The organism is Vibrio sp. 5S239 (genome assembly GCF_041439575.1).
GTDB classification, from domain to species: Bacteria; Pseudomonadota; Gammaproteobacteria; order Enterobacterales; family Vibrionaceae; genus Vibrio; species Vibrio kanaloae.
Genome location: NZ_JBGOOM010000003.1, coordinates 117,433 through 124,908, shown reverse-complemented (window position 1 = coordinate 124,908; position 7,476 = coordinate 117,433). Strand labels below are relative to the sequence as shown.

At 40.9% G+C, this 7,476-nt stretch carries 9 protein-coding genes; 5 read left to right on the top strand and 4 right to left on the bottom strand.

All coding sequences use genetic code 11. The annotated features are described in order from the left end of the window. Positions 1-147: 147 nt before the first annotated feature. Both ACED48_RS04115 and ACED48_RS04110 read right to left on the bottom strand, forming a co-directional pair. Positions 148-360: a VF530 family DNA-binding protein gene (locus tag ACED48_RS04115; protein ID WP_012604684.1), complete on the bottom strand. Its 213-nt coding sequence runs from the start codon at positions 358-360 to the stop codon at positions 148-150. Positions 361-405: 45 nt separating this feature from the next. Beyond that, on the bottom strand, positions 406-1,356 hold the full coding sequence (locus tag ACED48_RS04110; protein ID WP_017056697.1) for a LysR substrate-binding domain-containing protein: 951 nt from the start codon (positions 1,354-1,356) through the stop codon (positions 406-408). Positions 1,357-1,459: 103 nt separating this feature from the next. On the opposite strand from ACED48_RS04110, the gene ACED48_RS04105 reads away from it, so the two are divergent. After that, complete coding sequence (locus tag ACED48_RS04105) at positions 1,460-1,666, top strand: DUF1127 domain-containing protein (RefSeq protein WP_017056698.1); 207 nt, start codon at positions 1,460-1,462, stop codon at positions 1,664-1,666. A gap of 86 nt (positions 1,667-1,752) precedes the next feature. Here ACED48_RS04105 and ACED48_RS04100 read toward each other — a convergent pair whose 3' ends face one another. Next, positions 1,753-3,441: an AMP-binding protein gene (locus ACED48_RS04100; protein ID WP_017056699.1), complete on the bottom strand. Its 1,689-nt coding sequence runs from the start codon at positions 3,439-3,441 to the stop codon at positions 1,753-1,755. An 83-nt stretch (positions 3,442-3,524) separates the two neighbouring features. Then, positions 3,525-4,268: an AraC family transcriptional regulator gene (locus ACED48_RS04095; protein WP_029627026.1), complete on the bottom strand. Its 744-nt coding sequence runs from the start codon at positions 4,266-4,268 to the stop codon at positions 3,525-3,527. A 194-nt stretch (positions 4,269-4,462) separates the two neighbouring features. Between ACED48_RS04095 and ACED48_RS04090 the strand changes: the two genes are divergently transcribed. The 4 genes from ACED48_RS04090 to cpaB all read left to right on the top strand — a co-directional run bounded on the left by ACED48_RS04090 (position 4,463) and on the right by cpaB (position 7,473). Beyond that, on the top strand, positions 4,463-4,642 hold the full coding sequence (locus ACED48_RS04090; protein WP_017056701.1) for a Flp family type IVb pilin: 180 nt from the start codon (positions 4,463-4,465) through the stop codon (positions 4,640-4,642). A 170-nt stretch (positions 4,643-4,812) separates the two neighbouring features. Then, positions 4,813-5,343: a prepilin peptidase gene (locus tag ACED48_RS04085; RefSeq protein ID WP_017056702.1), complete on the top strand. Its 531-nt coding sequence runs from the start codon at positions 4,813-4,815 to the stop codon at positions 5,341-5,343. Positions 5,344-5,381: 38 nt separating this feature from the next. Continuing rightward, the gene (locus ACED48_RS04080) at positions 5,382-6,731 is read left to right on the top strand and encodes an ATPase AAA (RefSeq protein ID WP_017056703.1); all 1,350 of its coding nucleotides are present in this window, start codon (positions 5,382-5,384) and stop codon (positions 6,729-6,731) included. Beyond that, positions 6,724-7,473 carry a Flp pilus assembly protein CpaB gene (gene cpaB, locus ACED48_RS04075; RefSeq protein ID WP_017056704.1) on the top strand — a complete coding sequence of 250 codons (750 nt, stop codon included), beginning with the start codon at positions 6,724-6,726 and terminating at the stop codon, positions 7,471-7,473. Before ACED48_RS04080 ends, cpaB begins: the two co-directional genes overlap by 8 nt. Positions 7,474-7,476: the final 3 nt, after the last annotated feature.

Here is a 7,476-nt window from a genome sequence, read left to right as displayed (position 1 = left end):
CGAGATGCGAGATGCGAGATGCGAGATGCGAGATGCGAGATGCGAGATGCGAGATGCGAGATACGAGATACGAGATGTGCCCCTAAAAAGTAGACACAGGGGTTGTCCCGTATTTAATCAACACGGGACAGATAAAGAAGGGAGAGACTAACGCTTTAAGTCGATGTAAATTTGCTCTACTTTGGTACGAGCCCAATCTGTTTTACGCAAAAACTTTAAGCTTGATTTAATACTCGGGTCTTTTTTAAAGCAGTTGATGTTCACCATGTAACTCAACTCTTCCCAACCGTAATGTTCAACCAATTCAGTCAGTAGCTTCTGTAGAGTGATACCGTGAAGTGGATTATTGTCTTGTGTCATGAGATGTTCTCGCCATTTATTTGAGCTAAGTATACCAGTTTCGCTTTATGAATTATCCGACCATTTGAGTTCGTAATCGGAGTGAATAATCGAAAGCTCTTCTCTACCTGTGTTACCAAATAATCTAACCTGAGCCTGCATCCACCCTTCGAAACGTTTTATTTTTTCTCGATGAAAGTAACCAGGAGGCGCGCACAAAAAGTAATTGTATTTGGGCTTGAGCGCAATGTTACCAATTCTTACTAACTTCTTTTCTTGCAAATAACGATACACTAAGCTGTGCTTAACTAGGGCAACGCCTTGAACGGATAGCGCACCTTCTAACACAAAATGAGAGCCATCAAATTGCAATGATGTGCGGCCAGCTTTTACTCCTGCGACTTTTAACCAGAGATTCCAATCCATATCAGGCCAACGGTCTTCAATAAGTTCTGCTTTATGCAGATCGTCGATGTCATAGATACCGTGTTTCTCTTGATAGATAGGGTGACAAACAGGGTAAATGACCTCGTCCATCAACCAGCGTGATTCGATGTTTGGGTAGTCTCCATGACCATATCGAACGCAGACATCAATATTAGAATCTTCAAAGGTTACTAACTTGTTGGTCGGTTCGATCAGCATAGATAAATCTGGATGACGCTCGCGAAAATCGCCAATTCGAGGCACTAACCAATGTTGTGCAAAAGAGGGCACGGTAGAAATTGATAATTGAGTGGGGTTAGGGTCTTGGTTGATTCGTCTTACACCATCTTGAATATGAGCAAAGCCTTTCTTCGCTTGCAGGTACAGTACTTCGCCTTCATGGGTTAATACTATTTTTCGGTGTTGGCGAATAAACAGATCTGCGCCTAACCACTCTTCAAGTTGGCGAATTTGTTGGCTGACTGCTGCTGCCGTGACAAATAGCTTTTGTGCGGCGAGTTTAAAACTGCCTGTTTCTGCCGCCGTGTAAAAGTAATAGATCCCTTGAAATGGTGGGGTTCGCTCTCTCACATTAGTTTTCCTTAACTGAATGCCAGTATCTATCGTTTGTCGCTAGTGCGCTATTAGCCGATTATTGACCACGACAAAGCGGAAAATCAATAGGAGAGTTGCAATGAACACAATAACAGAGATATCAACTACTCATCATTCATTCTTATCATCGTTTCCAGTTAAGAAATTCTATTCTAAGTTTAAGGTGTATCTTCAGAATCGTAGAACGAGAAAACACTTATCTGAACTGTCGGATCATTTACTTGAAGATGTTGGTATTACCCAAAGTCAGGCTAACGAAGAGCTGAGAAAACCGTTTTGGAAGTGAGCTAGATTAGCACTTAGGATAGGTTTAATAATTATAATCTGAGCGGAATAATGAAGGGAGCCGTAATGGCTCCCTTTCTATTTTGGTTACTCTTCCCAAACTACCAATTTATCTTTCGGCCAGTTATGTCCGACTTCGTGGTACTTTTGTTCAAGTATATGTCGCTTTATTTTGAGAGTAGGGGTAAGTACACCATTATCGATGCTCCAAGGTTCCTTAATCATCAGTACACCCTTGATCTTCTCGTGTGAACCGAGCTGCTCATTCATTTTCTCGATAACGCGCTTTGTCGTGCTCTCATAGCGAGCTCTATCGAAATTAGGGAAGTCATGCGGTACCACAAGTAGGATAGGACCTGGTAAGCCTAAGCCTATCAAACACATCATTTCTACGCGGCTATACTCAAAGAGTTTATTCTCGATAGGGACGGGAGCAACAAATTTACCTTTAGCGGTTTTAAAGGTATCTTTCTTACGTCCACGAATCGTTAGGTAGCCTTCGCTATCAATATCGCCAATATCTCCAGTATGGAGCCAACCTTCTGAATTGAAAGATTCTTGGGTCGCAATGTCATTCTTGTAGTAGCCACAGAATAGGCCTTTGCCTCGAACAAGGATCTCTTCATCTTCCGCTATTTTGAGTTCGATCCCTGGACCTGCATTACCAACCGTACCAATTTTATCTGCTCTGAATGGGTAGTTGAGCGTGCTGTAGGCGAAAGACTCTGTCATGCCCCATGCCTCGGTAATGTGCAAGCCAACACTCTCATACCATGCCAGTAGAGCGGGTGATACCGGAGCTGAGCCACATCCAAGAACACGGGCTTGGTCTAACCCTAAACCATCAGCAAGCTTCTTCTTGATGATGTTGTTGATAAACGGAATCTTAAGTAAGAAGTTCAGTTTCTTCTGCGGCAATTTGTCTTGGATTCGCTGCTGGAACAGAGTCCATAAACGAGGAACTGAAATAAACAGAGTAGGACGATGCATTTTCACATCATCAATAAACGTGTCTAAAGACTCTGGGAAAGCCGTGACTACGCCACCCATCACTGAAGAACCAAAGATGTAAACACGCTCTGTAATATGGGCCAGTGGTAGGTAAGAAAACAGGCGATCGCCAGGTTGGATTCCAATATGGTCAATCAACCTTTGAACAGACCAAGTAAACGCGCCGTACGTGAGCATTGCGCCTTTTGGTAGCCCTGATGTACCCGATGTATAAACAAGTGACATCAGTTTGTCGTCGTGATGCTGAGGGCGTTTGGTTGATGGTTCATGTTTATCGATGAGTTCTTCAAAAGTATGATGACATTTTTCTGCACTGTCATAAGGAAGCGAGATGCTTATCAGGCTTGGGTTGTCATCTAATACTTTTTGCGTTGCAGTAGCATCGTCGAGTTTACCCGCAATCACAATCTTACTTTCGCTGTGTTCAATACAGTATTGAATCGTATCGGCACCAGCTGTTGGGAAAATAGGGACGCTAACAAAGTCCCCCAACATCATGGCAAGATCGCAGATAAACCACTCTGCACAGTTTTTAGAAACCAGAGCCACTCGGTCACCAGGTTTGGCGCCAAGAGCTTCTAATGCAGAAGCAAGTTTGAGTGCTTTATCGGCCACTTCTTTATATGTGAACTCCACAAACTGGCGGTTAATTATTTGTTTTAAATAGACCTCATCTGGGCGTTCTTCTGCCCATTTTAAAATCATATCATTGGGTGTAGGGAGAGCTGTTGCTTGTTCTTGGCTAAACTCGTTAGGCTGAATCATTGTCTAACTCCATGTTTTTCGCTAAGTTATTTTTGTTAAAATCATGTTAAATGTACCATGTTTTTTTATTTTTGAGAGTAAAATTAGCGTTTTCTGTTATCCATGCACGTGCGCCTGTAACTTGCCGGTGTTACTCCGGTCCTTTTCTTAAAAATTCTCGAGAAGTACGAGACATCCTTGTAGCCACATTGATAAGCAATCACAGCAATTTTTGATTCGGTATCCGCTTCAATCAGCTTCTTAGCCAACAAAATCCGCTTGTCACACACAAAGTCTCTAAAGCTTACCCCAAAGTGTAGATGAAACTTTTTCGAAAAGTAGGTTGTTGAACAATGACATCGATCGGCAATTTCTGTTTCTCTAATGTCTCTGTTGATATTTCTCATTATAAAATTAACTACTTCCGATGTGAATATTTTTGCTGGTAATTGGTTGTTCTTGTTCATGTTTCTATCTATGTCGAAGTGAGGATCAAAAATATGTTGTGTTTTCTCTTTTAGTTCTTCTAATTTACGACTCAGATTATGGCTGCTCGTTTCGATAATAAAAAATACATTCTTATGATTTCTAATAATATTAGGTAACGGGGATGAGCAAATAATGACTATTCGCTTATTTAGGTTCTCACAAATAGAAAGCGCCATGTTAAGTAATTGATAATTATCGTTGTTATTGATAGTCAAAAATACCAATCTAACATCTAAGTTACTGATAATAGAGATATCTTGACCAAAATATTGCACGGAAAAGTAATGGCTAATTTTTTTTATAATAACTGAGTTAAATTCACTATCCACATCCGATAATAATGGTGTAACTATATTTATACTCATATGTATCCAGTTTCGCACTAAAGGTATGAATCAATAATAGGTGAATAACCAAGTATACTAATTAGATTAGAAGTACCACAAAAAAGTGCAAGTAAATGGCAAGAAAATCCTAACCAAATATATTGTTCAGCTCTAGATTTAGTTTACAGGCAAACAAAGCCTGATACGTAAATCAAGGAGAAGTTCTCATGGATAAGTTTCTGAATAATTGTAAAGATTTCATGAAAGATGAAGAGGGGCTAACCGTTATTGAGTATGTTATCGGTGCGGCATTGTTAGTGTTAGGTTTAACAACGGTATTTTCTGGTTTGGGCAATACTCTCGCAACGAAATTAAACACTATTGTTGCTGATGTTGGTACACCTTAATCATTACAATGAACAGCGATAGAGTTAGATATCAAAGGGGGTTAACTACGGTTGAGTATGTGATCGGTGCAGCCTCACTTGTGATTTTTGTAGTGTTAGTTTTTTCTGGATTAGCGACAGCTTTGTTGAGCAAATTTCAGGAAATTATATCGAGTGTGTAAATAGATCATATGATTAATGAGCCTTCAGTATTTTGGGCATTGCTAATATCAGTTTCGGTATACGATGTTGAGCAACATCGTATACCGAACAAAATTTTGATTCTTTTTTTGTTCGTCTATTTATTAGCAATGTGTGATAGCCGCTTCACCTTGGATGACTTATTTTTATCTCTATTAGGTGCGGTTACATTCTTTTGTGTTGGGTTGCTTTTGTATTTTGTCAGGGCAATGTCGGCCGGGGATGTAAAACTACTTGGCGTGATAGGCCTTTATGTAGGCTGGGGGCAGTTACTTGATGTTTTATATTATCTATTAATTTCCGCTGGAGTTATAGGTATATTCTATTTGCTTTATAATTTATCTAATTCTAGCAATATGACGATCAAAGGCTATTTTGAAAATAAGCTAATAATGCTTGGTGGCGTAAATCCTGTTACAGAGAGAGGCTCTGTAATACATTCTAGGTATTCGAATAAAGCGACTATGCCCTTTGCTCCCTCCGTTGTTATAGGACTAGCAATGTATAGTTATTTCACTTAACCCTGTTGTTGGTTAGCTTTTATGGAAAGGAATAATATATGGATATTCGAGAGCCAGTGGCCCCAATAACTTTGAAACCTCAGATCTCAGCTCCAAACGTTCCTACCTCTTTTGAAATGTTGGGTATTCCTGAAGTAGTGTTAGAAAACTTGGTGCTTAAGCACTTGTCTGCTTATCCAAAGTCGGATGTTTTAGAACTTTCGAATTACCTATGTGTTGTTACCCATATTGTAGAAAACGCTTTGGCTGTGCTGAGGAAAAAGTCATTAATTGAGGTATTTCAACCTAACTCAGATCTTTTGATTTCTTCTGTTTCCCATAGTCATGTCCGTTACTCCTTATCTGAGAAAGGACTTGAAGAAGCCGATCTCGCTTTTAAGCGTGATGCTTATTTAGGGCCAGCTCCTGTCTCACTTGCCCAGTATAGCGACGTTGTGCAAAAACAAGACTTGAGGTGTGAGCTAGTAACTAGGCCACATGTCGAAGCGGCGCTGAGTGATGTGTTTGGTGTCGAAAAGATGATTTCAGTGTTGGGGCCTGCCATCAATTCGGGGCGCGCTTTGTTGTTGTATGGGCATGCCGGAACGGGTAAAACCTTTGTTGCGAGCCGCATTGTCAATGCTTTACACACTTCTGTTTTTATCCCTTATGCCGTTTATGCATTGGGTAATATCATTAAGGTTTTCTCTGCGCAGCATCACAAGCCATTGGATAGTAATGGTCGCAATAAAGTAGTATCTCTTAAAGATCAATACGATAAGCGTTGGCTTAATTGTGAAAGGCCGAACATTCAGGTGGGGGGAGAACTCACCATGGATATGCTTGAAGTCAACCATTCTGAGAATAGTCGTGTTTGGTTAGCTCCGGTACAAATGATGGCGAACAATGGGATTTTTGTTATTGATGACCTTGGTCGTCAACCAATGCCCGTCGACACTTTACTCAATCGTTGGATCGTACCTATGGAGTACGCCTTTGATTACTTGTCGTTACCAAATGGTCAACAAATCACGATGCCGTTTGTGTTAACGCTTGCTTTCTCTACCAACTTGAACCCTAAGAAAATAAGCGACCCTGCATTTCTGCGTCGCTTAGGTTACAAAATTGAATTCAAACCTCTTAACCAAGGTGATTATGAAGCTTTGTGGATGAGTGTCGTCGCTGAGAAAGGAGTTGAGCTTGAAGCTGGTTTCTTTGAGCGTTTGTCTCAGATGCACACTCTTTGCAAGATGCCACTCTTCCCTTGTTTACCGAAAGATCTCGTTGGTATAAGCAAAGATATACTTTCGTTTGAGCAACTCCCGCCTGTTATTACCTTCGATATTCTTTCCATGGCATGGGAAGTCTATTTTACCTCTGATGGACACGAGGAAGAAAATAATGAATAAGAGTCAAGTTTTCCTACTATTTTTATTGTCCGTAGTATTTGGTTTAGCTGCCGTATTTTTTGCTAAGCAGTGGATGGACAACCAAGTTCAGCCAACGGTTGAAGTAGAGACAGTGGAGCGTCATCCCGTTGTGGTTGCGTCACAAGAAATTGAAGCTGGAACCGTTATTGAGGAAACATTTTTAACGACCAAGCTAATGGAAGTGGATTGGATTAATGACAATAATTACTCCGATGCCTCAGAAATTGTCGGTAAGGTCGTCGCCAATACCGTTTATGCTGGCGAAGTCCTTCATAAAATGCGGTTTACTACGCCTGGAGAGGGATCGACGCTAGCTGCGCTGATTCCTGAGAATAAGCGCGCAGTAACAATACGAGTAGATGACGTTATTGGTGTGGCTGGTTTCCTATTACCGGGTAATAAAGTGGATATTCTCAATACTGTTTCTTATGGTAAAAATTCTGCAGCGACTCGAACTGTCCTCAAAAATATCAAAGTGTTAGCGGTAGACCAAACCGCTAAAACCAATGAAAACAGCCCCATCATTGTACGTGCTGTGACGTTAGAGGTTTCCCCCAAAGATGCGGAGAAATTACTAACAGCGAAAAGCAAGGGGAGTATTCAGCTAACGTTGAGAAATCCTCATGAAATTGAGAAGAAAGTCGTTCGTCGATACGTGCCTCGACCAAGCGTAACTATTATCAAAGGTACGGAAGCTTCTAGTGTGCGCGTCAAGGATTGAGGT

Coding starts and splice junctions, on each gene's coding strand:
- ACED48_RS04080 (WP_017056703.1), top strand. CDS start 5,382: ATGGATATTCGAGAGCCAGTGGCCCCAATAACTTTGAAACCTCAGATC.
- cpaB (WP_017056704.1), top strand. CDS start 6,724: ATGAATAAGAGTCAAGTTTTCCTACTATTTTTATTGTCCGTAGTATTT.
- ACED48_RS04115 (WP_012604684.1), bottom strand. CDS start 360: ATGACACAAGACAATAATCCACTTCACGGTATCACTCTACAGAAGCTA.
- ACED48_RS04090 (WP_017056701.1), top strand. CDS start 4,463: ATGGATAAGTTTCTGAATAATTGTAAAGATTTCATGAAAGATGAAGAG.
- ACED48_RS04100 (WP_017056699.1), bottom strand. CDS start 3,441: ATGATTCAGCCTAACGAGTTTAGCCAAGAACAAGCAACAGCTCTCCCT.
- ACED48_RS04105 (WP_017056698.1), top strand. CDS start 1,460: ATGAACACAATAACAGAGATATCAACTACTCATCATTCATTCTTATCA.
- ACED48_RS04085 (WP_017056702.1), top strand. CDS start 4,813: ATGATTAATGAGCCTTCAGTATTTTGGGCATTGCTAATATCAGTTTCG.